Origin of the sequence: Pseudomonas triclosanedens (genome assembly GCF_026686735.1) — a bacterium.
Lineage (GTDB): Bacteria > Pseudomonadota > Gammaproteobacteria > Pseudomonadales > Pseudomonadaceae > Pseudomonas > Pseudomonas triclosanedens.
The window spans coordinates 1,702,801-1,727,174 of sequence record NZ_CP113432.1 but is presented as its reverse complement, the minus strand read 5'-3'; the positions used below and the strand labels follow the sequence as shown (position 1 = coordinate 1,727,174).

Below are 24,374 nucleotides of genomic sequence, written 5' to 3'. Positions count from 1 at the left end.
TCACCATGATCTTCACCGCACTGCGACGCCATTTCGTTCTTGCCAGCCTGACCCTCACCCTGGGTGCCGGCCTCTTCGGCCAAGCCCTGGCCGCCGACGACCTGCTCGCCCAGATCAAGGAGAAAGGCGAAGTCCGGGTCGGACTGGAGGGCACCTATCCACCATTCAGCTTCCAGGACGAAAACGGCAAGCTCGCCGGCTTCGAAGTGGACTTCTCCGACCTCATCGCCAAGGAGCTTGGCGCCAAGGCCAAGCTTCAACCGACCAAGTGGGACGGTATCCTCGCCGCGCTGGAGTCCAAGCGCCTGGACCTGGTGATCAACCAGGTGACCATCTCCGAGGAGCGCAAGAAGAAGTACGACTTCTCCGAGCCATACACCGTCTCCGGCATCCAGGCGCTGGTGCGCAAAGGTGACGAAAGCAAGTACGACGCACCCGAGAAACTGGCGGGCGTGAAGGTTGGCGTCGGCCTGGGCACCAACTACGAGCAATGGCTGAAGGACAACGTACCGAAGGCCGATGTGCGCACCTACGAGGATGACCCGACCAAGTTCCAGGACCTGCGCAGCGGCCGCATCGACGTGATTCTGGTGGACCGCCTGGCCGCCTTCGACATGGTCAACAAGACCAATGGCGCCATGGCCCTGACCGGCGCTCCCTTTGCCCGCCAGGAAGCCGGCATAGCCCTGCGCAAGGGCAACCCGGAACTGCTCGCTGCGCTGAACAAGGCCATCGAGAAGCTGCGCGCCGACGGCACTCTCAAGCAGTTGTCGGAAAAATGGTTCAAGGCTGACGTGACCCAATGATCGACGCAAGCCTGCAGCTTGCGCTGGATTCCGCGCCCTTTCTGCTCAAGGGCGCGGTCTTCACGGTAGTCCTCAGCGTAGGCGGCATGTTCTTCGGACTACTGCTCGGGTTCCTCTTCGCGCTGATGCGCCTGTACGGCCCCCTTCCTCTCCGCTGGCTTTCCCGCATCTACGTGTCGTTCTTCCGTGGCACGCCGTTGCTGGTCCAGTTGTTCATGATCTATTACGGCCTGCCGCAACTGGGCATCGAGCTCGATCCGCTGCCAGCGGCGCTGATCGGTTTCTCGCTGAACATGGCTGCCTATGTGTGCGAAATCCTGCGTGCCGCCATCGGCTCGATCGACCGTGGCCAGTGGGAGGCGGCATCCAGCATCGGCATGACCCGCGCCCAGACCCTGCGCCGGGTGATTCTCCCGCAGGCCGCGCGTACCGCCTTGCCGCCGTTGGGCAACAGCTTCATCTCGCTGGTCAAGGACACCGCGCTGGCTGCCACCATCCAGGTTCCGGAGCTGTTCCGCCAGGCACAACTGATCACCGCGCGCACGTTCGAGGTCTTCACCATGTACCTCGCCGCCGCGCTGATCTACTGGGTGCTCGCCAGCATCCTCTCGCACCTGCAGAACCGACTTGAAGACCGGGTCAACCGCCACGACCGGGAGCACGACGCATGATCGAGGTACGCCAACTGACCAAGCAGTTCCGCGGCCAGGAGGTGCTCAAGGGCATCGACCTGACCGTCGAGGCTGGCGAAGTGGTCGCGATCATCGGCCCGAGCGGCTCGGGCAAGACTACCCTGCTGCGTTGCCTGAATCTGCTGGAGACACCCAATGGCGGCACCATCCAGGTTGGCGATATTCACATTGATGCCTCACGCCCGCTGAGCAGCCAGCAGGGCTTGATCCGCAAGCTGCGCCAGCACGTGGGCTTCGTGTTCCAGAACTTCAACCTCTTCCCCCATCGCACGGCGCTGGAGAACGTGATCGAGGGGCCAATTGTGGTGAAGAAGGAACCCCGCGCCCAGGCCGAGCAGCGCGCGCGCCAGTTGCTGGCGAAGGTCGGTCTGGCCGGCAAGGAAGATTCCTACCCCAGGCGCCTTTCCGGCGGCCAGCAGCAGCGGGTCGCCATAGCTCGGGCACTGGCCATGCAGCCTGATGTGATTCTGTTTGACGAACCGACCTCCGCACTCGACCCGGAACTGGTCGGTGAGGTGCTGTCGACCATTCGCGGCCTGGCCCAGGAAAGGCGCACGATGGTCATCGTCACACACGAAATGAGCTTCGCCCGCGACGTGGCGAACCGGGCGATCTTCATCGACAAGGGCGTGATCGTCGAACAAGGCGACGCCAAGGCGCTGTTCGCCAACCCGCGTGAAGAGCGCACCCGCCAGTTTCTAAGCAAGTTCCTCGCCCCGAGTGAGCAATTCACAAACAATCCAATTATCAGATAAATAAACACCGATATTTGCGCTTTTTAATCGATCGGATACGAGAGAACATAGCCCCATGAACCGCGCGGCCAGGCCTCTACGCCAGCCGCGCCCCACGAGGACTATGCCATGATCGAACGCAGACCCTTCCAGCAACTCGGCGGCGCCAACCACGGCTGGCTCAACGCCAAGCACCACTTCTCGTTTGCCGAGTACTACGACACCGAGCGCATGGACTGGGGCAACCTGCGTGTCTGGAACGATGATGAAATCGCCGCCGGCACCGGGTTCCCGCCCCATCCGCACCGCGAGATGGAAATCATCACCTATGTCCGCCAGGGCGCGATCACCCACCAGGACAGCCTGGGTAACAAGGGCCGCACCGAAGCGGGCGACGTACAGGTGATGAGCGCCGGTACCGGCATCGTGCACTCGGAGTACAACCTCGAGAAGGACGTGACCAGGATCTTCCAGATCTGGATCATCCCCTCGGTACGCGGCGGCACGCCGTCCTGGGGCGCCAAACCCTTCCCGAAAGGCGACCGCGCCGGCCGCTTCGTCACCTTGGCCAGCGGCTACGAAAACGACACCGATGCCCTGCGCATCCGCGCCGATGGTCGACTGGTCGCAGCCACGCTGAAAGCCGGCCAGAGCGCCGAGTACGAGCTGGGCGAGGATCGACGCGCCTACCTTGTGCCGGCAACCGGCAAGGTGGAAGTCAACGGAGTGACCATCGACGCACGCGACGGAGCAGCCATCGCTGACGAGAAAGTGGTGAAGGTGACAGCGCTGGAGGACAGCGAAGTCATTCTGGTCGACGTCGCCTGACCCACAGCGGTAGAAAATGAAAAGGCACGCCAAGCGACGTGCCTTTTTCATGACGCCTGCGCTGTCGTCAGACTACACAAGCAATGCGTCGACGATCACGGCGACGGCGATACCGACCAGAACTCCAGCGGCGATTTCGACCTTCGTATGTCCCATGCGCTCGCGCAAAGGCTCGCACCCAGAAGCATCTGCAGCCAACCGATTGATCGCCACTGCCTGTTTGCCAATCTGGCGACGCAGGCTATTCGCATCCAGCATCACGATGAACGCCAGGGTGATCGCCACGCCGAAGGCGGGCTGATCCATTCCCTCCCTGAAGGCGATCAACGCTGCGATGCTGCTGACGATGGCGCTGTGATTGCTGGGCAACCCACCGTAGCCGATCAGCCCGAAGGCCGGCTTGCCGGCCTTGATGCTGTTGACAAGGAACTTGGTACAGCCGGCGACGAGCCAGGCAAGAAATGGCGTCAATAGGTACGCGTATGTCTTCATACGGGCATCCCCGGCCACAACGCCCACACACAGACGCCTATCCACAGGACAACGGTGAACAACAGTTGCCAATCGGCCAGCAGCGCGTCAGTCGGAGACTCTCCACCGTCCAGCGCCTCGACGACGTACCAATAGCGGAACAAGCCGAACAGCACCAGCGGCACAGTGACCACGAGGTCTGGCTTCGCCGACATCACGAACATGCTGTAGAACACCAGCGCGCCGGTGGCGGAGATTTCCGCGTAGCGATCCACCAGTGACAGTGAATAGGTTTCCAGCACCTTGCGCGCACCCGCGCCGTTCTTGCTCAGTTCCTGCCGACGCTTTACCGCGGCGAGGTAAAGCGCCAGGCACAGGGTGGTCACGAACATCCATGCCGAAACCGGCACGTCCAGCGCCATCGCTCCGGCATACACTCTCAGCACGAAACCTATGGCAATGGTGAAGATGTCCACAACGGGCTGGTGCTTGAGGACGAAGGTATAGGCGAGGTTCAGCAGCATGTATGCAACGATCACCGCCAACACTTTCGGGGTGAGGAACCAGCCACAAAGCAGCAGCGCATAAAGACCGCCGAGCAATATGAGCGCAACGGGGATGGACAGGATGCCGGCGGCAAGCGGCCTGGAGCTGGATTTCACAGGGTGCTGGCGGTCTCGCTCTATGTCGTGCACATCATTGACGATATAGGTCGCCGACGACGCGATGCAGAACAGCAGCACCGCCAGGAGCGCGTGACTTATGGCATCGGAGTTGAGAAACTCGCCGGAAAAAACCAGCGGCGCAAGGACGAAGCCATTCTTGACCCACTGCTTCGGGCGCATCAGCTTGATCAAGCCGCGCAGCTGCGCTCCCAGTGAATGAGTCACTATCGTTTCCTGCATACAACCATCGCCCCTTCCCCTGCGGTCCCGAAGACATTCCACACAATGAAAATCGCGATAACGTACGCAATTCTTGCCCTGATCGCTACCGTTGCGAACATTGGCGCCCAGGACATAGTGATCCGCGGGTATTCAGGGGCCTATGCGATTCTTCTCTCGATCATCGTCGGCACCGGTGTTGGGCTAGTGATCAAGTACGTTCTCGACAAGCGGTACATCTTCCGCTTCCGCGCCCGCGACGCCGTTCATGACGGCCAGACCTTCGTGCTCTACACCATCATGGGGCTGGCAACGACCGTCATCTTCTGGGGCTTCGAATTCACCTTCCAGCACATTTTCCAGTCCGACGGAATGCGCTACCTCGGAGGCGCAATCGGCCTGGCCATCGGTTATGTAACCAAGTACCACCTGGACAAGCGATACGTATTCCGAACCGCGGAGGCCGCTTGAGACCCGTCAGCTCCTGGGGAAGGCTGGACGCCCTCCCCCACAAAACCACCCCCCTGAACGACCCCGAGCGAGTTGCCAGCACCCTGGCCAGCAGCCAGAAACCCGGCCTTGCCTTCGGCATGGGCCGCAGCTACGGCGACGCCTGCCTCAACCCGCACGGCACGTTGTGGATGACCGCGGGCATGGATCATCTCATCCAGTTCGACGATGAGAGCGGCCGCCTGGTCTGCGAAGCCGGAACCCTGCTGCGCGACATCCAGCGACTGACAGTGCCGCGCGGCTGGATTCTCCCGGTCACGCCGGGCACGCAGATCGTGACTGTGGGTGGTGCGATCGCCAACGACGTGCATGGCAAGAACCATCATGTCCTCGGCTCGTTTGGCGACCATGTACGACGGATCCGCCTCGCCCGAACCGACGGCAGCATCATCGACTGCGGCCCTGAACTGCAAGGCGACTGGTTCTGCGCCACGGTCGGCGGGCTGGGGCTGACAGGTGTGATGATCGAAGCCGAACTGCAATTGCGCAGGGTCTCCGGCCCGTGGCTCGACACGGAAACCATCCCGTACGCCAACCTGGACGAGTTCTTTGCACTGGCCGACAGCTCCGAGGCAGATTGGGAGCAGACGGTTTCCTGGATCGACTGCCTGTCAGGCGACAGTAGCCGCGGCATATTTCTTCGCGCGAACCCCAGCGCCCAGAAACACGGCCCCCTCCCCAGAGAGCGCAAGCTGAGCATGCCGTTCGTGCCTCCGGTCTCGCTGGTGAATGGACTGTCGCTGCGCCCCTTCAATGCTGTCTACTACCATCTGAACCAGCGCCGCGCCGGACGTAGTCTCGCCCACTACGAGCCCTTCTCCTACCCGCTGGACAACATCCTCGAGTGGAACCGCATGTACGGCCCGAGGGGGTTCTACCAGTACCAGAGCGTCGTGCCACGCTCATCCGGCCAGGAGGCCGTGCAGGCCATGCTGACCGCGATTTCCGACGCGGGAGAAGGTTCGTTCCTCGCAGTGCTCAAGACCTTCGGTGACCGCCAATCGCCAGGCATGCTGAGCTTCCCGCAGCCGGGCGTAACCCTGGCACTGGACTTTCCGAATCGTGGCGAACGCACACTGCGCCTGCTCGACCGCCTCGATGCCATCGTGCGTGAAGCGAAAGGTCGACTGTACCCGGCAAAGGATGCGCGCATGCCGCGCGACCTCTTCGAGTCGGGCTACCCCCGGCTGCAGGAATTCCACACCTATCGCGACCCCGGCATCAGCTCGGGGCTATCTCGCCGCCTGCTAGGAAGCTGAAGTGAACAGGAAGAACATCGTCATCGTAGGAGCCACCTCTGCCATCGCCGAGCACTGCGCCAGACAATGGGCGCAAGGCCAGGAAGTCGACATGACTCTGATCGGCCGCGATCTGGAGCGCCTGGAGCGAATCGTCAGAGATCTGAAGGTCCGCAGCCCGAACTCAGACATTCGCAGCATGACAGCGGACTTCCTCACCCCGACCGCCATCCAGCAAACCGTCGACACGGCACTGGCCGGCCGCACAGCCGATATCGTGCTGATCGCCCACGGGTCCCTGCCGGACCAGGACGCCTGCCAGAACGACCTGGCAGCCGCGCACCAGGCAATGGAAGTCAACGCCCTGTCGCCAACGCTCTATGCCGAAGCTTTCGCTGCGCACATGGCGCGCGCGAACAAGGGCACGTTGATCCTGATCGGCTCCGTCGCCGGGGATCGCGGGCGTAAATCCAACTATGTCTACGGCGCGGCCAAGGGCCTGGTAACGCGCTACGCCCAGGGCTTGCAGCATCGCTTCGCTGGAACCGGAGTAAAGGTCCTGCTGGTCAAGCCCGGTCCTACCGATACCCCGATGACCGCACACCTGAAGCGCGATGGAGCCCAACTGGCTCCGGTGGAGGATGTCGCCAGCGAAATCGTCCGGGCCGTGAGCAAGGGCGCAACGACGCTCTACACGCCTCGCAAGTGGCAACTGATCATGATGATTATCCGGCACCTGCCAGCAGTGATCTTCAACAAGATGAACATCTGAGACCTGCGGCGGCTCCATCCCGCCAGTGGGGCTGCCCCTCAGCGCTTGCGGCAAAGACTCATGCCGTCGCCCAGCGGCAGCAGCGAATAATCGACCCGAACGTCATCCCTGAGCGCCAGATTGAGCTGCTGGATCGCACGCGTATCGGCGCTCTCAGGCTGCGCTTCCAGCACCCTCCCGCTCCACAGAACATTGTCGAACACCGCCAGCCCGCCAACGCGCAACAGGCTCAGTGCGTATTCGAAGTAGGCCGGATAGCGGGCCTTGTCGGCGTCGATGAAGATCAGGTCGAAGCTGCCCTCCTGACCGTCAGCCAGCAGACTTTCCAAAGTGGATAGCGCCGACCCCAGGCGCAGTTCGATGCGCAACTCCACGCCTGCTTCACGCCAATATTTCCGGGCGACGTCGTTGTAGTCGCCAGGCAGGTCGCAGCAGAGCAGACGCCCATCGTCCGTCAGCGCCTCTGCCATGCACAACGCACTGTATCCAGTGAAGGTACCGATCTCGAGAAGGCGGCGCGCTCCGAGCAGCTTCACCAACAGAGCGAGAAACTGCCCCTGCTCAGGAGCAACCTGCCAGCGCGATGTCGGCAACGCCGCCGTTTCAGCGCGCAGACGAGCCTTTAGCGGAGAGTCCCGCAGGGAAACATCGAGCAGGTATTGATAGAGGGCGTCGTCCAGATTGAGCGTACGGGTAGTCATGGCCCCTCCCGATCGATTCAGGGATGAAGGGCGAGACTCTGCGCTGCGAGTACACGCTTTGCTTCGAGGAAAGCCTTCTGCCAATAGGCACTGTCGAGGCTGTCCAGGCGCACGGTTCCGCCCGTTCTGGGCGCATGAACGAAGCGCCCTTCGCCGACATAGATACCCGCATGACTGACACCTCGCCCACCACTGGTGGCGAAGAAGACCAGATCGCCGCTTTGCAGGCCATCGCGGGAAATGGTCGGGGCACGCATGCTGATCATCTCCCGCGTAGAGCGCGGCAGTTGCAAGCCAGTTGCATCGCGGTAGACATAGCCGATCAGGCCGCTGCAATCGAAACCGCCGTCGGGAGTGTTTCCACCCCAGCGATACGGTGTACCGACCAGACCAATAGCACGAATCAGAACGTCATCAGCAGCTTGGGAGTTGTAGGCAGACAGCGATGGCGCGTTCACCACGGGAGGCGGCGACGGCGGCGTGCGACTGGCACAGGCGGCCAGGGAGGCAAGTGCAACCAGGAGAATGAGACGCTGAGGAGCAAGCATATGATGGCATCCCCGTTAAGGAATGCCATCACTTTGCACTGACAGTGAGTTGAACGCAATACTTAAAGTAAAACTTTAAGTTCAGCGAACTGCCGTCTTCGGCTGGTAGCCAGGCTCGAGCACTCGCTTGGCCTCCATGTAACTCAGGCGCCAGTAGCTCTCGTCCAGGCTATCCACCCGCACACCACCACCGCGACGGCTGGCCGAGTGGATGAACTGGCCGTCACCGATATAGATGCCGGCGTGGCTCACCCGACCACGTCCACGATTGTTGAAGAAGATCAGGTCGCCGGGTTGCAGGTCTTCTTTCGAGACCAGCGGGACGTCCATATTGATCAACTCGCGAGTGGAGCGCGGCAGGCTGATGCCGGCTTCTTCGCGGAACAGATAGCCCACGAAGCCGCTGCAATCGAAACCAGTCCGTTCCGACTTTCCACCGAAGCGGTACGGAGTACCGATCAGCGAAAACGCACGATCCAGAATGTCGGATACGTGCTCGGCCGAACTGCCGTTATAGTTTTTGGCCCCCTCGTTCTGCGACTCATTCGCCAGCGTTGCCTTGTGCTGGTCAATCTGAATTGCGGCTCGGCTGGTCGGCGCTACAGCTACCTGGCCCGGCTGCGATTCCGGCGAATGGCTGGCACAAGCTGCCAGCAACAGAACGAAACTCATGGGCACGAGGGGTGCGAAGCGTTTAAGCATGGGCACGACCGTGTCTCATTAGTTCCATTTATTAGCGGGTTAATTTGCCCGCTCAATTAGATCAATGCAAGTTTTTTATCGCGGAATGTGACTCAGCAGGCGCGGCAAAATGTCTAAGGCTCGACCCACCATTCTTTCTTCGACCACCGGACTCAGATCGGTCAAACCCGGATTCACCTCGGCTGTGAAGCCCCCCGCGGCCTTCGTGCGCAGCACCGGCTCGATGATGTAGGGAAAGCTCGCGGTAGTCCCCACCAGCAACACCGCGTCGAATCCCTTGCGCAGCTCCGTGTAGAGCGTATCGATCGCCGCCTCCGGCAACATTTCCTCGAAGAGCACCACCGGCGGACGCAGCACACCAGCGCAGCGCGCGCACTTCGGCGGCAACGGCCGGCTCAGGTGCTCGGCAAGCCCGGCACTCTCCTGGCCGCAGGACTGGCAGTACAGCGGAGCCAGTTCACCGTGAATCTCGATCAGTCGCTGCGCTGGCGAACCTGCCTGGCGATGGAAGCCATCGATATTCTGGGTCAGCACCCAGCACTGGGGTTTGCGGCGCTGCAACTCGGCAATGGCATCGTGGCCGGCGTTTGGACGGGCGCCAAGACAAGCCCGGCCCAGCTCGGCAAGATACTTCCAGCACAGCCCCGGCTGGTCGCGCAGCATCGGCCCGGAAAGGGCGGATTCGATGGGCACCCCCTCCACCGTACGGCCGTTGTACAGACCACCCAGGCCACGATAGGTCGGCATGCCGGAGTCGGCGGAAAGACCAGCCCCTGTGATCACCAGGATACGCTCGGAGCGGGCCAGCACCGCACCGGTACGCTCGATCGCCAACTCCATGCACCCTCCCTTTACCCGGCCTCAGTGGTTGACCGTGTGCGCCAGCATCACCGAAAGCTGGCACAGCGGACGACCGCTCTGCTCATGCCATTGATTGAACGCCGCCTGCACCAGCGCCAGGTTTTTCAGACCGGTGGGCGCCTTGTCGATGATGCCCTGGGCCTTGAGCGCGGCGACCATGTCATCGGTGGGGATGAATGTGTCCTTTCCAGCCATGCGCAGGAAGCGTGGCGCGGACAGCCCGCCCAACTGGTTGCCACGCTTGCTCAACAACTTCCACAACCCGACGATATCGGTGCCCGGCCACTGCGCCAACAGCCTGCCGAAGCTGCCGTATTCTGCCGCGAAATCGAGCACCATCTGCGCGTTGCGTGGCACGCTCTTGAGTTTGCCCAGGTGACGAATCAACCGGGCGTCCTGCATCAGGTTCTCCAGCCGTTCGCCCCCCATCAGCACCACCTTCTGCGGATCGAAGCCGAAGAAGACTTCCTCGAAGGCCGGCCACTTGGCGTCCACCAGACTGTGCTTCAAGCCGGCACGAAAAATACGCAAGCTGATCAGCGACAGATAGCGGTCGTCACTCACCCTCTCCAACTCGGCCAGCGACTTCGGCTGTGGCAGCCGGGCCTCCAGCGCTGCCACCGAGCCGAAACGGTTCAGACAATACTCATACAACCACTGGTAATCGCGCATCGGGCGTCCTTGCGGGGGATCAGAGGTTCATCACATCGAGGAAGCGCGGAGTGGCGGTCTCGTCGATGCGCAGACTCGCGAAGTCGAACAGGTTGCGATCGGCCAGTTGCGACGGAACCACGTTCTGCAACGCGCGGAACATGATCTCGGTACGGCCCGGCGACTTGCGCTCCCAGTCCAGCAGCATTTCCTTGACCACCTGCCGCTGCAGATTCTCCTGCGAACCGCACAGATTGCAGGGGATGATCGGAAATTCCTTGAGTACCGAGTAGGCTTCGATGTCCTTCTCGCTGCAGTATGCAAGCGGGCGGATCACCACGTTGCGACCATCGTCGGACAACAGCTTGGGCGGCATCGCCTTGAGGGTGCCGCCGTAGAACATATTGAGGAAGAAGGTTTCCAGGATGTCGTCGCGGTGATGCCCTAGGGCCATCTTGGTCGCACCGATCTCGTCGGCATAGGTATAGAGAGTGCCCCGACGCAGGCGCGAGCACAGCGAACAGGTCGTCTTGCCCTCCGGGATCTTTTCCTTCACCACCGAGTAGGTGTCCTTCTCGATGATGTGGTACGGCACACCGATGGACTTCAGGTACTGCGGTAGCACGTGCTCGGGGAAGCCTGGCTGCTTCTGGTCCATGTTCACCGCGACGATCTCGAACTGGATCGGCGCCACCTTCTGCAGGTACAGCAGGATGTCCAGCAATGTATAGCTGTCCTTGCCGCCTGACAGGCAGACCATGACCTTGTCGCCATCCTCGATCATGTTGAAATCGGTGACCGCTTCGCCGACCTGGCGGCGCAGGCGCTTCTGCAGTTTGTTCTGATTGACCGAAAGGGTGCTGGCCATTGTGCTCTGGAATCCGGGGGCAAGACGAAAAGCTGACTATTTTACGCGCAAAGCGACGCATACCCCAGCCCCTTCGGCAGCCCGATGCTAGGCTCAGGCAATGACATCCGATCTCGACTACAGCCTCGACCTCGCCGATCAACTCCTGCAACTGCTTCGCGAGGCGCCCGACGGCATCTCCGAATTCCAGCTCATCCAGCAGCTGAAGGCGCGGCATTCCACACACATCCCCAACCTGGCGCTGACCGACAAGCTGGTGCTGTTCCGTACCCACTTCCTGGTGTTCAACGCGCTCTACCGGCTACGCGACCGTCTCTGGGCGGAAAACGCCGCGCACCTGGAAATCGGCCCTCTGCAGATCCGTCTATCTCCCTACATGGGCGGGGCGCAGGCGCTGGGCGAGCAGGACTCCCTGCGTGCCTATTACCTCGACGAAAGGCACCTGAAGGAAACCACCGAGCGCGATGTGGAGAAACTGCTGGAGAGCTTCTGGACGCGCATGCAGGGCAACGAGGAGAAAGCCGCCGCGCTAGCCCTTTTCGAGCTGGAAGACGGCCCTGTGGACTACGCGCTGATCAAGCTGCGTTACCGCCAGTTGGTCAGCCAGCATCACCCGGATCGCGGCGGCAGCACGGCGCGCCTTCAGTCGATCAACAAGGCGATGGAAATTCTGGAGCGCTATTACAGCCGCCCGTGAAGCTTCCATTTGCTCTAACTCCACGGACGACGCGGCTTCCAGCCATTCCTATACTGCGTCATAAGGTCGCATAGGTCGGCCGGACACCGGATCACGCTGGATACGCGTCTGCGGCGTCTAGCTGGGGGGCGACCTTCTATAAGAAGAGGAGAATGCTGACATGATCCATCATGTATGGGGGCTCTTCACCCATCCCGATCAGGAATGGCAGGACATCCGTGGCGAGGAAGAATCCATCAGCCACATGTACCTGACACACGTTTTGATCCTCGCTGCCATCCCGGTGATTTCCGCCTACATCGGCACCACACAGGTGGGCTGGGTACTAGGCAACGCCGGACCGGTCAAGCTAACCGCTGCCAGTGCGATCCAACTGACCGTGATGACCTATATCGCCATGCTCGCCGGTGTTGCCGTGATGGGAGCGTTCATCCACTGGATGGCTCGCACGTATGACGCTTCGCCGTCGCTCACCCAATGCATCGTGTTCGCCGCGTACACCGCAACTCCGCTGTTCATCGGCGGCCTGGCGGCACTGTATCCGCACCTGTGGCTGGGCATGATCGTCGGCACCGCCGCGATCTGCTACACGGTATACCTGCTCTATGTCGGTATCCCGACTTTCATGAACATTCCGAAGGATGAAGGCTTCCTGTTCTCCAGCTCGGTATTGGCGGTGGGCCTTGTGGTGCTGGTAGCAATGATCGCTATGTCGGTGATCCTCTGGGGCAGCGGCATCGGCCCGGAATACACCTGAACCTCACCCTGAATGAAAAACCGGGCCCATGCGGCCCGGTTTTCCTTTATGCGGTCCTCATTCGCAGAATGAGGGGGCAACTTGTGCTGGCCGCGCATGTCGATAGGTAGCGCTGCGCCCCGTCATCCTGCGGCCTGGCATTGGGAGCCTGCCGGCAGACCGGGCAAGATCGCCCCGCCAACGCCGGCTTGCCTGAAACTCCTCCCGGCTTGCCTGAATCTGCAGGCCGGACGAGTGGCCACGAGAAATCCTCCACCAGTGCTCCGACTACGGCATAATCTGCCCCCGTCGGAGAACCACTGTATGCCTGAACAGCTCAACGCTCGCGTCGAAGCCTGCTATCAGCAGGCCGAAGCCTTCTTCCAGCGACGCTTTCCGCGTCCGGAAATCAGCTTCCGGCTACGCGGCCAGAAAGCCGGCGTTGCCCACCTCGATGAGAATCTGCTGCGCTTCAACCCGCAGTTGTACCGGGAAAACCACGATCATTTCCTGCTGCAGACCGTGGCCCACGAAGTGGCCCACCTGATCGCCCACCAGATGTTCGGCCCGCGCATCCGCCCGCATGGCGAGGAATGGCAACTGATCATGCGCGGCATCTACGGCTTGCCGCCAGACCGCTGTCACACCTATGAGATCAAACGCCGCCGGTCCACTCGCTACCTGTACCGCTGCCACTGCGGCGAAGGCAACGAATTCCCCTTCTCCGCCCAGCGCCACAACCTGGTTGCACAGGGCCGCCGCTACTACTGCCGGCGCTGCCGCGCGACGCTGGTGTTCACTGGCGAAACGCGCCGCGAGTGATGCCGCTCAGGCGATGACCTTCGCCGCCCTCAGCGCCTGTATCTGCTCGCTCGAATAACCCAGTTCCGTCATCACCTCGCCAGTGTGCGCCCCCACTGCCGTGCCGATATGACGCGGCTCAGGCAGGCCGGCGGAGAAGCGAATCGGGCAAGCCATCTGCCGCTGCACACCTCCCTTGCCATTGGGCACCTGGGTGACTACGCCACGGGCGCGCAACTGAGGGTGCTCCACTGCCTCGGACATCGACAGCATCGGTTCGACGCATGCATCCAACGCTGCGAAGCGCTTCTGCCATTCGGTAAAATCCTGCTTCTCGAACTCGATGGCGATCTCGCGCTTGAGTGCCTGCTGGTCTTCCGGTTTGGATGAAAGCCCTCGTGCAGCCAGCTCCGGGCGGCCGATGGCAGTGCAGAACTGCTGCATGAACTGCGGCTCCAGGCTGCCAACGGAGAACCAGCGACCGTCGCGGGTGCGGTAGTAGTCGTAGAAGCTGCCGCCGTTGAGCGCCAGGGCCTCCATCTCCGGCTCGACCCCGGCGGCGAGATAGCCCGCGCCGGCCATGCCATGCAGGCTGAAGGCGCAATCCGTCATGCTCACGTCCACATATTGCCCTTCCCCCGTCTGCTGTCGATGGATGACCGCCGCCAGCAGGCCCATCACACCGTGCAGTGAACCGCCACCAATATCCGCCAGTTGTACGCCCAGCGGCAGCGGGCCACTGTCGCGGCGCCCGGTGTAGCTCGCAACGCCAGCCAGGGCCAGGTAATTGATGTCATGCCCGGCGCGGTCACGGAACGGCCCGGTCTGGCCGTAGCCGGTGATGGATACGTAGATCAGTTTCGGATTGATCGCCTTCAGCGCCTCATAACCGACGCCGAGCTTGTCCATCACGCCGGGGCGGAACTGCTCCAGCACGATGTCGTATTCCTGCACCAGTTGCTTCACCACTTCCACCGCCTGCGGCTGCTTGAGATCCAGGCCGATGGAGCGTTTGTTGCGATTCAGATAGGCATGGCTGGCCGAGGTGCCGTCGACATGAGGCGGCAGCACGCGCACCAGATCCATCCGCGAGGGCGACTCCACGCGCAACACTTGCGCGCCCATATCCGCCAGCAACAGCGAGGCGAACGGCCCCGGCAGCAGGGTGGAAAAATCCAGAATCTTCAGCGACGCGAGCGGGCCTTGCATGGGAAATCCTCGTTCGATCAGAGCTTGAATACGTGCCGGGCGTTGCCGCGCAGGAATTTCTCGCGCACCGCCTCGGGCAGCGCCAGTTCATCGACCTGGCGCAGGCAGCGCTCCAGCGAAAGCTGTGGGAAGTTGCTGCCGAACAGTACCTTGTCCTGGCCGTAGGTTCGCATGAACTGCAGCAGTTGCTGCGGGTAATAGCGTGGCAGATAGGCCGATGTGTCGATGTAGACGTTGTCGTGCTTCCAGGCAACGCCGATCATCTCGTCGGTCCAAGGGTGGCCGATGTGCCCGGCGACGATGCGCAGCTCCGGGAAGTCCAGCGCTACCTCGTCCAGGTATGGCACCGGGCGGCCGGTTTCCGAGGGCATCAGCGGGCCGGTGTGGCCAACCTGGGTACAGAAGGGAATGTCCAGCTCGACGCATTTCGCATACAGCGGATAGTAGAGTCGATGGTTGGGCGGCAGCTTCCACAGCCAGGGCACGATGCGCAACGCCTTGCAGCCCAGCTCCAGCACAGCGCGCTCCAGTTCGCGCACCGCATCCATCGGCCGGTTCAGGTCGACCGTGGCAACACCGACGAAGCGTTCGGGAAACGCACGGGTATACTCGGCCACCAGGTCGTTGTCGAACACCCAGCCTTCGGGCCTGCACCAAGCCGCGAGCATCAGCTTCCCAACCCCGGCGCGGTCCATCTCCGCCACTGTCTGCTCGGGTGTCAGCGGCTGGTCCAGCAGATGCGCCGATCCGGACTTCTCGAACAGGCGCACCACCTCCGGCAACAACTCGCGGGCACGCCCATTGGCGGGCTGCGCCCAGGCGTCGATCGCTCCCATCATGGCATTCATGGCTTGGCTCTCCTGACGTTCGCGCGGGGTGAGCGGTAGCCCGGGCACCACGCCCGGGCACCCTGTCTCAGAGCTTCATGCCGCGGCTGATGATCTCCTTCATGATCTCCGAGGTGCCGGCGAAGATGCGCTGGATGCGCGCGTTCGCATACATCCTGCAGATCGGATACTCCCACATGTAACCCCAGCCACCGTGCAGTTGCACGCCTTCGTCCACCACCTTGCACAGCAGCTCGGTGGTGAACAGCTTGGCTTCGGCGGCAACTTCCGCGGTGAGTTTCTTCTGGTTGTGGTCCAGTACGCAGCGATCGGTGAAAACTTGCGCCACGTCGATCTGCGTGCGCATCTCCGCGAGCTTGAAGCGGGTGTTCTGGAAGTGCGCCACCGGGCGATCGAACGCCTTGCGCTCCTTCACGTACTCGATGGTCGCCTGCAACGCCGCCTCGGCACCGGCCACCGCGCCGCAGGCATTGGTCAGGCGCTCCTGGGCGAGCATGTTCATCAGGTAGAAGAAACCGCCCTTGGCATCACCCAGCAGGTTTTCCTTCGGCACCTTGACGTCGTTGAAGAACAGCTCGGCGGTGTCCTGGCTCTTCATCCCCAGCTTCTTGAGATTGCGCCCCCGCTCGAAGCCCGGCATGCCACGCTCCACCACGAACAGCCCCATCGCGTGCTTGTTCGATGGGTCGGTCTTGGCCGCAACGATCACCAGGTCGGCCAGCAGGCCATTGGAGATGAACACCTTGGAACCGTTGAGGACATAGTGATCGCCCTTGTCCACTGCCGTGGTGCGCATGCCGGCCAGGTCAGAACCGGCGGAAGGCTCGGTCATCGCCACCGCCAGAATGCTCTCGCCACGGATGATGCCCGGCAGCCAGCGCGCCTTCTGCTCAGCATTGCCGTATTCGGCGATGTAGGGACCGCACAGCGCCGAGTGCAGCGGAATCATGAAGCCCGGCTCGTTGATGGCCGCCAGTTCCTCGCACATGATCTGCTCGTAACGGAAGTCCTTCAGCCCGGTGCCGCCGTACTCCTCCTCCGCCCAGGGCAGCAGGAAGCCCATCTCCCCCGCCTTGCGCCACACGCTGCGATCCACCACGCCGGCCTCCTCCCATTCCTCCTGGTGAGGCACCACTTCCTTGTCCAGGAAGGTACGGAACGCGTCGCGGAACAGGTTGTGCTCGGTTTCGAAATGATTACGCAGCATGATCGACTCCCGGTGGGTTGAGTGCCCGCAGGGTAGGTGCTCGCCGCGCGAACCCTCAATGACGCCAGCGCTCAGGGTCGATTGACGCAATCGGCCAGGGGATGCGAGCGTGGTACCCCGATCACGAACATGGAGCGTTCCACGATGCAGATCCGCCGCTTCCGGGCCAGCGACTACCCCGCCTACGAGAGCTGGTTCGACGACGAGCTGCTCAACGAGCAACTCGGGCCGATGGATCGCGAATGGCTGGAGTACGTGCTGCATGACAGTACCGGCGCGCAATACAGCATCCTTCGGCAGGCAGAGCTGGTAGCGGTGGTCGGTATCTGCCTGCCAGTGGATGGACACGCCTACTACTTCATCACAGACCTCGCGGTACGCCCGGATCTGCGCGGTGAGGGCATCGGGCGCAACGCGCTGGGGCTGCTCCTGGCGCATCCCGACCTGCAGGACAGCACGCTGTGGCGCGCCGGCGTGATGCCCGACAACCCCGCCGCCCAGGCCTTCTTCACCCACCTGGGCTGGGCACGGCGCGAGGCGCAAACGCCCTTCGACGAACTGATCGAGTTCGAATACCAGCGCCAGCCGGCGGTGCCGGGGTTTCGCTGACTGAGCACGCATTCTTGAGGTCTGCCAAGCGTGCACGGATTCCCGACTCCCATAAAAAAACCCCCGCCGAGGCGAGGGTTCACACAAAGGAGTCAACGGTACAACGAGTTGTTCTTAGAACACGTATTGCAGACGGGTCACGATGCCGTTGCCGTCATCGTCGCCGTTGGCGTTGCGGATGCCGTCGGTGCTGACGTGAACGTAGTCCAGGGAGACCTTCACGGCTTCGTTGGCGTACCAGTTCACACCGATGGTGTTGGTGCTGGCCTTGGTGTCGCCAACGTCGCGGGTGGCGGTGGCCACTACAACGTTCGGGTCATCGACCTTGATGTGGTCGTAGCGGTAGAAGACTTCCCAGGCACCGATTTCCTTGTTGGCCGGCTTGATGGTGTCGAACTTGGCGCCATCGAGCTTGTACACGCGGGATTCACCGGTGATGGTGTAGGCCAGTTGGCCGTAGTAGCCATCAGCCTTGATGTCTTCATAGGCGTCGGCATCAGCCTTCAGCTTGCGCTTGAGGTACTCGGCCTGAGCGGAGAACGGGCCAAAGGCGTAGGCCAGTTCGGCGCCCCAGGTGGAGTCGTCCTTGTAGGAACCAGCCGGGCTCAGGGTAGCGCCGCCGAAGGTAGCGCGGTTGCCGTTGTCGCCAGCGTCGTTACCACCGTTGGTGGCCACGCCACGCATGCCCAGACGCGGACGAATGCGGGAATCGAAGGCGGTGTCATTCAGGTCGCGGTAGGCGTAGTCCACACCCAGATGCAGGACGTTGCCATCGGTGTTCATCGGAGCGAACACACCGCGGAAGTTGAACTGCTTGACACTGTCGCCGTCGGTGTCGTCGGCGTCCTTGGCGAACACGCCAGCGTCGACGTAGGCCATGTTGGCGATCACGCCGCCAACCTGGGCGCCCATGCCGTCCTGGTGGGTGTTGACCCAGTCAGCCAGTTCGTAGGCCGAAGTACGCTCGGTGGCGGTGACCCATTTGGAGCTGGTGGCTTTTTCCAGGCCGAAGTCCGGGTCGAAGCGGCCGAACTTCAGAGTGACCGGGGCGAAGCCGGTGTAGCTGAAGGAAGCTTCGTCGAAGTAACCATTATCGGAGTTACCCGAGTTGTGGGACATGTCGTAGTTGATCTGGTATTTCCAGTCTTTGTAGACAGTGCCACCCAGTTCCAGGTACGCACGGCGGAAGTAGGCACCGTCAGCGTAGTCGCCGTTCTTGGTGTAGAAACCATCGAAACGGCTGTAATCCGCTTGCAGACGGCCACCGAGCTTGAAGCTGAACTCTTTGTCGGTGGTGCCGACCTCAAGGCCGCCCTTGGTCTTGATTACGATATCGGCGCCATCGGTGGTGACTGTGCCTGCGAAAGCCTGGGCGGAAACGGCCAGTGCAAGAGCAGTGGCGACGTAACCGGCGAAGTGCTTACGGATCATCGAAGATTCCCCTTAATGGTATTTAGCGTTGAACACGCCGAGTGCCTGGCTGCTGCGCGGCCCCCAAGGTCACGCACAGGCCGTCTGGCGGCCCCCGTTTGTGTTGCTGGGAATCTTGGCGAGGGGTTATTTCAGCTCCGTTGCTCGTAGATAAAACTTTTATTACAAAGGAACTTTTGATTTCCTTGCGTCATAACGCCGCAAGCCCGTGCCCCCTCGGGGTTCCAGGTACTTTTCGCACGCGGCTTTGGCGGTATGCTTCCGCCTTCCCCGTAAAGATCGCCCGCCCTCAGGCCCGCCCATGCACGAACTCCAACCTTTGATCCAGCAGCACGGCCTCACCCTGCTGTTCTTCAACGTCCTGCTGGAACAGCTCGGCCTGCCAATTCCCGCCTATCCGGCGCTGATCGTCGCTGGCGCACTGGCGTTGCAGGGCAGCGGCGTGCCACTAGGCCAGGCGCTGGCAGTGGCGGTGATCGCCTGTCTGATCGCCGACCTGATCTGGTTCTGCGCCGGACGTCGTTATGGCGGCTTCATGCTGCGCAGTGTGTGCAAGGTGTCGCTATCGCCGGACAGCTGCATCCGCCAGAGCCAGAGCCTGTACCTGCGCATCGGCCCGCGCGCCCTGCTGATCTCGCGTTTCCTGCCCGGCGCAAGCGCCCTTACCACCACGATGGCCGGCATGACCGGCACCCGCCTGCACCGCTTCCTCGGCTATGACTGTGCCGGCGCAGCGCTCTGGGCTGGCTCTGCCCTGATGCTGGGAAGCATCTTCAGCGACGCAGTGGACCGCGTGCTCGGCTGGCTCACCGAATACGCCAGCGTGGGCGTAGCAGCGCTGCTGGGCGGCTTCGGCCTGTTCATCGCCTGGAAATTCTGGCAACGCACCAGCCTGTTGCGCCGTACTTCGCGGATTCCGCGCATCAGCGTCGACGAACTGCGCGCCCGCCTGGAGAACGACCAGCCGCCACTGATCCTCGATGTGCGTGCACAGCTCGATGGCGAAGCCATTCCCGGCTCCATTCCGTTCGGACTGGATGCGCCGCTGGATGAACTGCGCGACAGCCTGGGCGACCGCGATGTGGTGATCTACTGCGCCTGCCCGCGAGAAATTTCCGCTGCGATGCTGGCAGAACGGCTGAACGCCTCCGGGCACGCTCGCACCTGGGCGCTGTCGGGCGGGCTGGATGCGTGGCATGCACGGAGTCGACACTGACGCGCAGGGACGGGGAACTGCTCGCGAGGCGCCCGGCCATCAATCATCGCGGACGACGAGGCGTTCTCCCCTCGCCCGGCTCTATCGCCGCGCGCTGTCCCGGCGCAGTTCGGCAAGATGGTCCGCCAGCCGCTCGGCGTCCGCCCGGGGCAGTTCCGGCAGTATGCGCAGGGCACCCTGCATCAGACGCATCTGGCGCAAGTAGCGCCGGCAGTTGCGGCACAACAGCAGGTGACGGCGCAGAGCGAGTTTCTCGCGAAAGCCCAGTTGCTCGTCCAACAGATCGCTGGAGCGCGCCACCAGCTCCTTGCAGGTCAGCATTCTCCGGTCTCCTCGAAGTGCTCGACAGTAGCGAACACCTTCAGCCGCGCGCGATGCAGCAGCACCCTGACATTGGAGAGCGAAACCTCCAGAAGATTACAGATCTCCTCCAGCTCCAACCCCTGGCGCTCACGCAACAGCAGCACGCTGCGCTGCAGTTCGGACAGGCTGGCGAGCGTCCTTTCCAGGCATTCGCGCAGCTCCTCCTCCGCCAGCAGCGCCTCCGGGGAGTCCTCATGCCAGGCGAACGGAGCCCAGCTCCAATGGCCATCGGCGGCGAAACGGTTGTCGTCGATACTGCCGTGGGGCGCAGGCGGGTCGTCCAGCGATACCTCACGGCGAATCCTGCGCAGTCGGGTCTTGGCGGTATTGGCGGTAATGGTCAGCAACCATGTCTTGAGGCTGGAGCGCCCCTGGAAGCCATCGAGATTGCGCACGGCGGCGAGCCAGGCGTCCTGCACCACTTCATCGGCCTGGGCGCTGCCGACGATGGCGATGGCGACAGCACGCATCGCACCCTGGCAGGCGGCTACCAGGGTGCGGAAAGCCTGCTGGTCCCCTGCCAGCAGGCGCGACAACAGCTCGCTGTCGTCGATCTGCACAATCAGAGCTTGCGCAGGATCACGCTGCCGATGGAATAGCCGGCACCGAAGGAACTCAGCACACCGATGGAGCCGGCGGCGAGGTCGTCCTGGTACTTGTGGAAGGCAATCACTGAGCCGGCCGAGCTGGTGTTCGCGTAGGTGTCGAGGATGACCGGCGCTTCATGGGCTTCGGCGTCGCGGCCAATGAGCTTGCGGGTGATCAGCAGGTTCATGTTCAGGTTGGCCTGGTGCAGCCAGAAGCGCTTGACGTCGCTCACCGGGATGTCGTTCTGGCCCAGGTGCTCGCCGATCAGTTCGGCCACCATCGGGCAGACGTCCTTGAACACCTTGCGGCCTTCCTGCACGAACAGCTTGTCGCGGGTGCCGATACCCTCTTCCGCCGCGCGGTTGAGGAAGCCGAAATTGTTGCGGATGTTGTTGGAGAACTGGGTCAGCAGCTTGGTGCTGACGACCTCGAACTGATGCGCGCTGGTGGCCTGATCGGCGCGCTCGACGATCACGGCAGTGGCGGCATCGCCGAAGATGAAGTGGCTGTCGCGGTCGCGGAAGTTCAGGTGGCCGGTGCAGATTTCCGGATTGACCATCAGGATGGCGCGCGCCTGGCCGAGCTGCACGCTGTTCACTGCGGCCTGGATGCCGAAGGTGGCCGAGGAGCAGGCGACGTTCATATCGAAACCGAAGCCCTGGATGCCGAGGGCGGCCTGTACCTCGATGGCTACCGCCGGGTATGCGCGCTGCAGGTTGGAGCAGGCGACGATCACGCCGTCGATGTCAGCCGCAGTACGGCCGGCGCGCTGCAGCGCTTCCTTGGCGGCATGTACGGCCATCTCGCAGAGAATGCCCCAGTCATCATTGGAGCGCTCCGGAATGCGCGGCACCATGCGCTGCGGATCGAGGATGCCTTCCTTGTCCACCACGAAGCGGCTCTTGATGCCGGACGCCTTTTCGATGAACGCCGAGCTGGATTCGGCCAGGGGCTCCATCTCACCGTTGGCGATGGCTTCGGCATGCTGCTCGTTGTGACTGCGGACATAGCTGTTGAAGGATTCCACCAGTTCATCGTTGGAGATGCTGAACGGCGGGGTATACAGGCCGGTTCCGCTGATCACGACTTTATGCACGGTCAATCCTCTTCTCAATCTGAGCCGCCGGGCCAGGCGGCAGGGTTAGGCATCAAAGTGCCCGCGCAATGCGCCGGCACTGGATATTCTTGGGCTCCGCGTCGCGGCGCGGATACCCGGGGGATGTAACAGGGCAGTGTGCCATCCCACTCGGCAAGCGGCACCTTTGGCCGCCCGGCGGTTCACGGCAGCACCCTGGGTGCACCCGCTGGTCGCTGATTATGCTGCAATTTTCGCCGAAAAGTCGCCGGCAAAGCGCAGTGATTCCGCCACTTTCCGTAATAAAGGCTCGTACTCCCGGCATGTCTCAATCGATTGAAAATCTGCAAGAGCACCATAGGAACGTCTGGCGCGCCTGAATTGGCGCGGTCCCATATCCTTTGGCCATTACCCAAGGAGACTTAAGGATGACTGACGTGTCCCGTCCGGAAATGGACGAACAGACCCTTGAATTCGCCAATCAGGTGATCGATCTGGCCCGCCAGGGCGATACCCAGCGCCTCGCCGGCCTGCTGCGCCAGGGCCTGCCGGCCAATCTGCGCAATCACAAGGGCGACAGCCTGCTGATGCTGGCGAGCTACTACGGCCATCGCGAGACAGTGGAGACCCTGCTGGAACATGGCGCCGATCCCGACCTGCGCAACAACGCCGGGCAGTCGCCACTGGCCGGCGCCGCGTTCAAGGGCGACTTGCAGATGGTCCGCCTGCTGCTTGCTGGCGGAGCCGATGTCGAAGGCGCCTCTCCCGACGGCAAGACTGCCCTGATGATGGCCGCAATGTTCAACCGTCCGGAAATCCTCCGCTGCCTGCTGGCCCACGGCGCCAATCGCGAAGCCCGCGACGCCGGCGGCCTGACACCGCTGGCCGCGGCGAAGATGATGGGCGCCGCCGATACCCTGGCGCTGCTGGAAGCCGTCTGAATCTGCCTGCGCCTCCGCGCCAGCACCGCCGGACAAGCCTTGTGAACAGCGAGCGCCGGTCGGCTGTCGGAAGAACGGTCGAGTGATCCACCAGTCTCGCCACATCACCTCAGGCCCAACGGGCGCCTGCCGCGAATCTGGCGACACACCGTGCTCAGGCGGGGTCGCTGCAGACCAGCCGATTGCGTCCCTCGGCCTTGCCACGGTAGAGGCGGCGGTCAGTGCAGCGATAGAGCTCGGCCGCGTCCAGACCATCCGAGGGCCATTCCGCCAGGCCGAATGTGGCGGATAGATGAATGCGCTGGCCGAGGTAGTCCATCGGTATCCGCGCCACTTCCTGGCGCAGCGCCTCTACCAACGGCTGGGCATCGAAGCGATCGGTGAACGGCAGGAGGATGCCAAACTCCTCCCCGCCCAGGCGGCCGATCAGGTCGGTGGCGCGCAGCCGATGGCGCAGGCACTTGCACAGGTGCTGCAGAGCCTTGTCGCCGGCGTCGTGCCCCCACTGGTCGTTGACACACTTGAAGTGATCGACGTCCAGCACCACCAGTACCAGCCGGGTGTCATAGCGCGCCGCCTCCTGGATACAACGCTGCAATGCACGCTGGAAACTCTCGCGGCTGGCCACGCCGGTCAGTGCGTCGGTGAGCGCCAGGTGCCGCAACTGCTTGTACGCATCGGCGCGGCGGCTCTCGTAGACATGCATGAATGCGATCACCAGCAGGCCACAGAAAATGCCATTGCCGATATCGATCAACCCGGTCGCATCGACACGTACCTGGTTGACGTGCAGGTACAGGCCCGTCGCGACCGCCATGAACGGAACCGCGAGCAGGAACCCGTGCACCTTGCCTAGCAGCAGGTAGGCCATAACCGGCATCAGATAGACCCAGACGAAAGCCGTGGCCGATGCGTTGGGCATGACGATGATGTAGAGGATGAAACAGAAGGTCGGCAGCAGGTAGGCGAGGATCCACGGCACCAGCCGCTGCACGCGCGCGAGCCGTTGCGAGGCCCACAGCAACAGGCCACAGGCGATCACTTCAATACCGGACAGCCAGGGATTGCCAGCCAGGAACTGCAGGACCGAGAACACCCCCAGGGTCAGCCCGGTACAGGCAAAAATCAGCCGCATCAGCAGCCGGTGATCGGCTTCCTCCAGCCCTGTCGGGCCGGTGCTGGGCTCGAAGAGTCGCTCGGAATCGCTGTTGCGCCGCATCTATAAAGCCCTGCTCCTTGGATCGGCCACCTGCATGTCGGCCGCCCTTGCGCAAGCCGGACTGCGGGCCCGCCTCGCACTGACTGAAGACTACAGCAAAATTTCCCGCCTGCGCGGGGGCACGACGGAATCACCCAGTCCTTGGCCGATTCACGGCAGGATCGTCTC

29 protein-coding genes are annotated in these 24,374 nt (G+C 62.5%); 13 read left to right on the top strand and 16 right to left on the bottom strand.

The window, feature by feature from the left end:
* Window positions 1-5 precede the first annotated feature (5 nt).
* The 4 genes from tcyJ to OU419_RS08165 all read left to right on the top strand — a co-directional run bounded on the left by tcyJ (window position 6) and on the right by OU419_RS08165 (window position 3,060).
* On the top strand, window positions 6-806 hold the full coding sequence (gene tcyJ, locus OU419_RS08180; RefSeq protein ID WP_254471503.1) for a cystine ABC transporter substrate-binding protein: 801 nt from the start codon (window positions 6-8) through the stop codon (window positions 804-806).
* A complete protein-coding gene (gene tcyL, locus OU419_RS08175) occupies window positions 803-1,477 on the top strand; it encodes a cystine ABC transporter permease (protein WP_254471504.1) in 675 nt (224 codons plus the stop codon). Before tcyJ ends, tcyL begins: the two co-directional genes overlap by 4 nt.
* Window positions 1,474-2,253, top strand: a complete 780-nt coding sequence (gene tcyN / locus OU419_RS08170; RefSeq protein ID WP_254471505.1) for an L-cystine ABC transporter ATP-binding protein TcyN — start codon at window positions 1,474-1,476, stop codon at window positions 2,251-2,253. Before tcyL ends, tcyN begins: the two co-directional genes overlap by 4 nt.
* Before the next feature lie 108 nt (window positions 2,254-2,361).
* Complete coding sequence (locus tag OU419_RS08165) at window positions 2,362-3,060, top strand: pirin family protein (protein ID WP_254471506.1); 699 nt, start codon at window positions 2,362-2,364, stop codon at window positions 3,058-3,060.
* Window positions 3,061-3,132: 72 nt separating this feature from the next.
* On the opposite strand, the gene OU419_RS08160 is transcribed toward OU419_RS08165, so the two are convergent.
* Together OU419_RS08160 and OU419_RS08155 are read right to left on the bottom strand one after the other, a co-directional pair.
* Complete coding sequence (locus OU419_RS08160) at window positions 3,133-3,552, bottom strand: divergent PAP2 family protein (RefSeq protein WP_254471507.1); 420 nt, start codon at window positions 3,550-3,552, stop codon at window positions 3,133-3,135.
* Window positions 3,549-4,421, bottom strand: a complete 873-nt coding sequence (locus tag OU419_RS08155; RefSeq protein ID WP_254471508.1) for a decaprenyl-phosphate phosphoribosyltransferase — start codon at window positions 4,419-4,421, stop codon at window positions 3,549-3,551. Before OU419_RS08155 ends, OU419_RS08160 begins: the two co-directional genes overlap by 4 nt.
* Window positions 4,422-4,481: 60 nt before the next feature.
* On the opposite strand from OU419_RS08155, the gene OU419_RS08150 reads away from it, so the two are divergent.
* The 3 genes from OU419_RS08150 to OU419_RS08140 are packed head-to-tail and all read left to right on the top strand — an operon-like array spanning window position 4,482 to window position 6,935.
* On the top strand, window positions 4,482-4,886 hold the full coding sequence (locus OU419_RS08150) for a GtrA family protein (RefSeq protein WP_254471509.1): 405 nt from the start codon (window positions 4,482-4,484) through the stop codon (window positions 4,884-4,886).
* The gene (locus OU419_RS08145; RefSeq protein ID WP_254471510.1) at window positions 4,883-6,184 is read left to right on the top strand and encodes an FAD-binding oxidoreductase; all 1,302 of its coding nucleotides are present in this window, start codon (window positions 4,883-4,885) and stop codon (window positions 6,182-6,184) included. Before OU419_RS08150 ends, OU419_RS08145 begins: the two co-directional genes overlap by 4 nt.
* Window position 6,185: 1 nt before the next feature.
* Window positions 6,186-6,935 carry an SDR family NAD(P)-dependent oxidoreductase gene (locus tag OU419_RS08140; RefSeq protein WP_254471511.1) on the top strand — a complete coding sequence of 250 codons (750 nt, stop codon included), beginning with the start codon at window positions 6,186-6,188 and terminating at the stop codon, window positions 6,933-6,935.
* Between the two features lie 38 nt (window positions 6,936-6,973).
* On the opposite strand, the gene OU419_RS08135 is transcribed toward OU419_RS08140, so the two are convergent.
* The 6 genes from OU419_RS08135 to ttcA all read right to left on the bottom strand — a co-directional run bounded on the left by OU419_RS08135 (window position 6,974) and on the right by ttcA (window position 11,266).
* Complete coding sequence (locus OU419_RS08135; protein WP_254471512.1) at window positions 6,974-7,636, bottom strand: class I SAM-dependent methyltransferase; 663 nt, start codon at window positions 7,634-7,636, stop codon at window positions 6,974-6,976.
* 17 nt (window positions 7,637-7,653) lie between these two features.
* Window positions 7,654-8,184, bottom strand: a complete 531-nt coding sequence (locus OU419_RS08130) for a C40 family peptidase (protein WP_254471513.1) — start codon at window positions 8,182-8,184, stop codon at window positions 7,654-7,656.
* A gap of 81 nt (window positions 8,185-8,265) precedes the next feature.
* Window positions 8,266-8,892 carry a C40 family peptidase gene (locus tag OU419_RS08125; RefSeq protein WP_254471514.1) on the bottom strand — a complete coding sequence of 209 codons (627 nt, stop codon included), beginning with the start codon at window positions 8,890-8,892 and terminating at the stop codon, window positions 8,266-8,268.
* Window positions 8,893-8,961: 69 nt separating this feature from the next.
* Window positions 8,962-9,726 (bottom strand): NAD-dependent protein deacylase, encoded by a 765-nt coding sequence (locus OU419_RS08120; RefSeq protein WP_254471515.1) that lies wholly within the window; start codon window positions 9,724-9,726, stop codon window positions 8,962-8,964.
* Window positions 9,727-9,747: 21 nt separating this feature from the next.
* The gene (locus OU419_RS08115) at window positions 9,748-10,419 is read right to left on the bottom strand and encodes a DNA-3-methyladenine glycosylase I (RefSeq protein ID WP_254471516.1); all 672 of its coding nucleotides are present in this window, start codon (window positions 10,417-10,419) and stop codon (window positions 9,748-9,750) included.
* 19 nt (window positions 10,420-10,438) lie between these two features.
* Window positions 10,439-11,266 (bottom strand): tRNA 2-thiocytidine(32) synthetase TtcA, encoded by an 828-nt coding sequence (gene ttcA, locus OU419_RS08110; protein WP_254471517.1) that lies wholly within the window; start codon window positions 11,264-11,266, stop codon window positions 10,439-10,441.
* A 100-nt stretch (window positions 11,267-11,366) separates the two neighbouring features.
* On the opposite strand from ttcA, the gene OU419_RS08105 reads away from it, so the two are divergent.
* The 3 genes from OU419_RS08105 (at window position 11,367) to OU419_RS08095 (ending at window position 13,521) form a co-directional block, all read left to right on the top strand.
* Window positions 11,367-11,963 carry a DNA-J related domain-containing protein gene (locus OU419_RS08105; protein WP_254471518.1) on the top strand — a complete coding sequence of 199 codons (597 nt, stop codon included), beginning with the start codon at window positions 11,367-11,369 and terminating at the stop codon, window positions 11,961-11,963.
* Window positions 11,964-12,123: 160 nt separating this feature from the next.
* The gene (locus tag OU419_RS08100) at window positions 12,124-12,720 is read left to right on the top strand and encodes a Yip1 family protein (RefSeq protein WP_254471519.1); all 597 of its coding nucleotides are present in this window, start codon (window positions 12,124-12,126) and stop codon (window positions 12,718-12,720) included.
* A 303-nt stretch (window positions 12,721-13,023) separates the two neighbouring features.
* Window positions 13,024-13,521, top strand: coding sequence for a SprT family zinc-dependent metalloprotease (locus OU419_RS08095; protein ID WP_254471520.1), 498 nt, complete (start codon window positions 13,024-13,026; stop codon window positions 13,519-13,521).
* A gap of 6 nt (window positions 13,522-13,527) precedes the next feature.
* On the opposite strand, the gene OU419_RS08090 is transcribed toward OU419_RS08095, so the two are convergent.
* The 3 genes from OU419_RS08090 to OU419_RS08080 all read right to left on the bottom strand — a co-directional run bounded on the left by OU419_RS08090 (window position 13,528) and on the right by OU419_RS08080 (window position 16,764).
* Entirely contained in the window at window positions 13,528-14,709 is a 1,182-nt protein-coding gene (locus tag OU419_RS08090) for a CaiB/BaiF CoA transferase family protein (RefSeq protein WP_254471521.1), read from the bottom strand.
* A gap of 17 nt (window positions 14,710-14,726) precedes the next feature.
* Complete coding sequence (locus tag OU419_RS08085; RefSeq protein ID WP_254471522.1) at window positions 14,727-15,557, bottom strand: amidohydrolase family protein; 831 nt, start codon at window positions 15,555-15,557, stop codon at window positions 14,727-14,729.
* A 67-nt stretch (window positions 15,558-15,624) separates the two neighbouring features.
* Window positions 15,625-16,764, bottom strand: coding sequence for an acyl-CoA dehydrogenase family protein (locus OU419_RS08080; protein WP_254471523.1), 1,140 nt, complete (start codon window positions 16,762-16,764; stop codon window positions 15,625-15,627).
* Window positions 16,765-16,893: 129 nt separating this feature from the next.
* Between OU419_RS08080 and OU419_RS08075 the strand changes: the two genes are divergently transcribed.
* Complete coding sequence (locus OU419_RS08075; RefSeq protein ID WP_254471524.1) at window positions 16,894-17,373, top strand: GNAT family N-acetyltransferase; 480 nt, start codon at window positions 16,894-16,896, stop codon at window positions 17,371-17,373.
* 114 nt (window positions 17,374-17,487) lie between these two features.
* Here the strand turns inward: OU419_RS08075 and OU419_RS08070 are convergent, their stop codons facing one another.
* The gene (locus OU419_RS08070; protein WP_254471525.1) at window positions 17,488-18,804 is read right to left on the bottom strand and encodes an OprO/OprP family phosphate-selective porin; all 1,317 of its coding nucleotides are present in this window, start codon (window positions 18,802-18,804) and stop codon (window positions 17,488-17,490) included.
* A gap of 301 nt (window positions 18,805-19,105) precedes the next feature.
* On the opposite strand from OU419_RS08070, the gene OU419_RS08065 reads away from it, so the two are divergent.
* A complete protein-coding gene (locus tag OU419_RS08065) occupies window positions 19,106-20,020 on the top strand; it encodes a VTT domain-containing protein (protein ID WP_254471526.1) in 915 nt (304 codons plus the stop codon).
* A gap of 81 nt (window positions 20,021-20,101) precedes the next feature.
* Here the strand turns inward: OU419_RS08065 and OU419_RS08060 are convergent, their stop codons facing one another.
* The 3 genes from OU419_RS08060 to OU419_RS08050 are packed head-to-tail and all read right to left on the bottom strand — an operon-like array spanning window position 20,102 to window position 22,067.
* Window positions 20,102-20,341: an anti-sigma factor family protein gene (locus OU419_RS08060; RefSeq protein ID WP_254471527.1), complete on the bottom strand. Its 240-nt coding sequence runs from the start codon at window positions 20,339-20,341 to the stop codon at window positions 20,102-20,104.
* The gene (locus OU419_RS08055) at window positions 20,335-20,946 is read right to left on the bottom strand and encodes an RNA polymerase sigma factor (RefSeq protein WP_408004950.1); all 612 of its coding nucleotides are present in this window, start codon (window positions 20,944-20,946) and stop codon (window positions 20,335-20,337) included. The genes OU419_RS08060 and OU419_RS08055 overlap by 7 nt, the downstream gene beginning before the upstream one ends.
* On the bottom strand, window positions 20,946-22,067 hold the full coding sequence (locus tag OU419_RS08050; RefSeq protein ID WP_254471529.1) for a beta-ketoacyl-ACP synthase III: 1,122 nt from the start codon (window positions 22,065-22,067) through the stop codon (window positions 20,946-20,948). The genes OU419_RS08055 and OU419_RS08050 overlap by 1 nt, the downstream gene beginning before the upstream one ends.
* A 407-nt stretch (window positions 22,068-22,474) precedes the next feature.
* Between OU419_RS08050 and OU419_RS08045 the strand changes: the two genes are divergently transcribed.
* Window positions 22,475-22,987, top strand: coding sequence for an ankyrin repeat domain-containing protein (locus OU419_RS08045; RefSeq protein ID WP_254471530.1), 513 nt, complete (start codon window positions 22,475-22,477; stop codon window positions 22,985-22,987).
* Window positions 22,988-23,141: 154 nt separating this feature from the next.
* Here the strand turns inward: OU419_RS08045 and OU419_RS08040 are convergent, their stop codons facing one another.
* Window positions 23,142-24,206 carry a GGDEF domain-containing protein gene (locus OU419_RS08040; protein ID WP_254471531.1) on the bottom strand — a complete coding sequence of 355 codons (1,065 nt, stop codon included), beginning with the start codon at window positions 24,204-24,206 and terminating at the stop codon, window positions 23,142-23,144.
* Window positions 24,207-24,374: the final 168 nt, after the last annotated feature.

Bases quoted from the DNA above. Each gene is read 5' to 3' on its own strand.
- tcyJ (WP_254471503.1), top strand. From the start codon at position 6: ATGATCTTCACCGCACTGCGACGCCATTTCGTTCTTGCCAGCCTGACC.
- tcyL (WP_254471504.1), top strand. From the start codon at position 803: ATGATCGACGCAAGCCTGCAGCTTGCGCTGGATTCCGCGCCCTTTCTG.
- tcyN (WP_254471505.1), top strand. From the start codon at position 1,474: ATGATCGAGGTACGCCAACTGACCAAGCAGTTCCGCGGCCAGGAGGTG.
- OU419_RS08165 (WP_254471506.1), top strand. From the start codon at position 2,362: ATGATCGAACGCAGACCCTTCCAGCAACTCGGCGGCGCCAACCACGGC.
- OU419_RS08160 (WP_254471507.1), bottom strand. From the start codon at position 3,552: ATGAAGACATACGCGTACCTATTGACGCCATTTCTTGCCTGGCTCGTC.
- OU419_RS08150 (WP_254471509.1), top strand. From the start codon at position 4,482: ATGAAAATCGCGATAACGTACGCAATTCTTGCCCTGATCGCTACCGTT.
- OU419_RS08135 (WP_254471512.1), bottom strand. From the start codon at position 7,636: ATGACTACCCGTACGCTCAATCTGGACGACGCCCTCTATCAATACCTG.
- OU419_RS08130 (WP_254471513.1), bottom strand. From the start codon at position 8,184: ATGCTTGCTCCTCAGCGTCTCATTCTCCTGGTTGCACTTGCCTCCCTG.
- OU419_RS08120 (WP_254471515.1), bottom strand. From the start codon at position 9,726: ATGGAGTTGGCGATCGAGCGTACCGGTGCGGTGCTGGCCCGCTCCGAG.
- OU419_RS08115 (WP_254471516.1), bottom strand. From the start codon at position 10,419: ATGCGCGATTACCAGTGGTTGTATGAGTATTGTCTGAACCGTTTCGGC.
- ttcA (WP_254471517.1), bottom strand. From the start codon at position 11,266: ATGGCCAGCACCCTTTCGGTCAATCAGAACAAACTGCAGAAGCGCCTG.
- OU419_RS08105 (WP_254471518.1), top strand. From the start codon at position 11,367: ATGACATCCGATCTCGACTACAGCCTCGACCTCGCCGATCAACTCCTG.
- OU419_RS08100 (WP_254471519.1), top strand. From the start codon at position 12,124: ATGATCCATCATGTATGGGGGCTCTTCACCCATCCCGATCAGGAATGG.
- OU419_RS08095 (WP_254471520.1), top strand. From the start codon at position 13,024: ATGCCTGAACAGCTCAACGCTCGCGTCGAAGCCTGCTATCAGCAGGCC.
- OU419_RS08090 (WP_254471521.1), bottom strand. From the start codon at position 14,709: ATGCAAGGCCCGCTCGCGTCGCTGAAGATTCTGGATTTTTCCACCCTG.
- OU419_RS08085 (WP_254471522.1), bottom strand. From the start codon at position 15,557: ATGAATGCCATGATGGGAGCGATCGACGCCTGGGCGCAGCCCGCCAAT.
- OU419_RS08080 (WP_254471523.1), bottom strand. From the start codon at position 16,764: ATGCTGCGTAATCATTTCGAAACCGAGCACAACCTGTTCCGCGACGCG.
- OU419_RS08075 (WP_254471524.1), top strand. From the start codon at position 16,894: ATGGAGCGTTCCACGATGCAGATCCGCCGCTTCCGGGCCAGCGACTAC.
- OU419_RS08070 (WP_254471525.1), bottom strand. From the start codon at position 18,804: ATGATCCGTAAGCACTTCGCCGGTTACGTCGCCACTGCTCTTGCACTG.
- OU419_RS08065 (WP_254471526.1), top strand. From the start codon at position 19,106: ATGCACGAACTCCAACCTTTGATCCAGCAGCACGGCCTCACCCTGCTG.
- OU419_RS08060 (WP_254471527.1), bottom strand. From the start codon at position 20,341: ATGCTGACCTGCAAGGAGCTGGTGGCGCGCTCCAGCGATCTGTTGGAC.
- OU419_RS08045 (WP_254471530.1), top strand. From the start codon at position 22,475: ATGACTGACGTGTCCCGTCCGGAAATGGACGAACAGACCCTTGAATTC.
- OU419_RS08040 (WP_254471531.1), bottom strand. From the start codon at position 24,206: ATGCGGCGCAACAGCGATTCCGAGCGACTCTTCGAGCCCAGCACCGGC.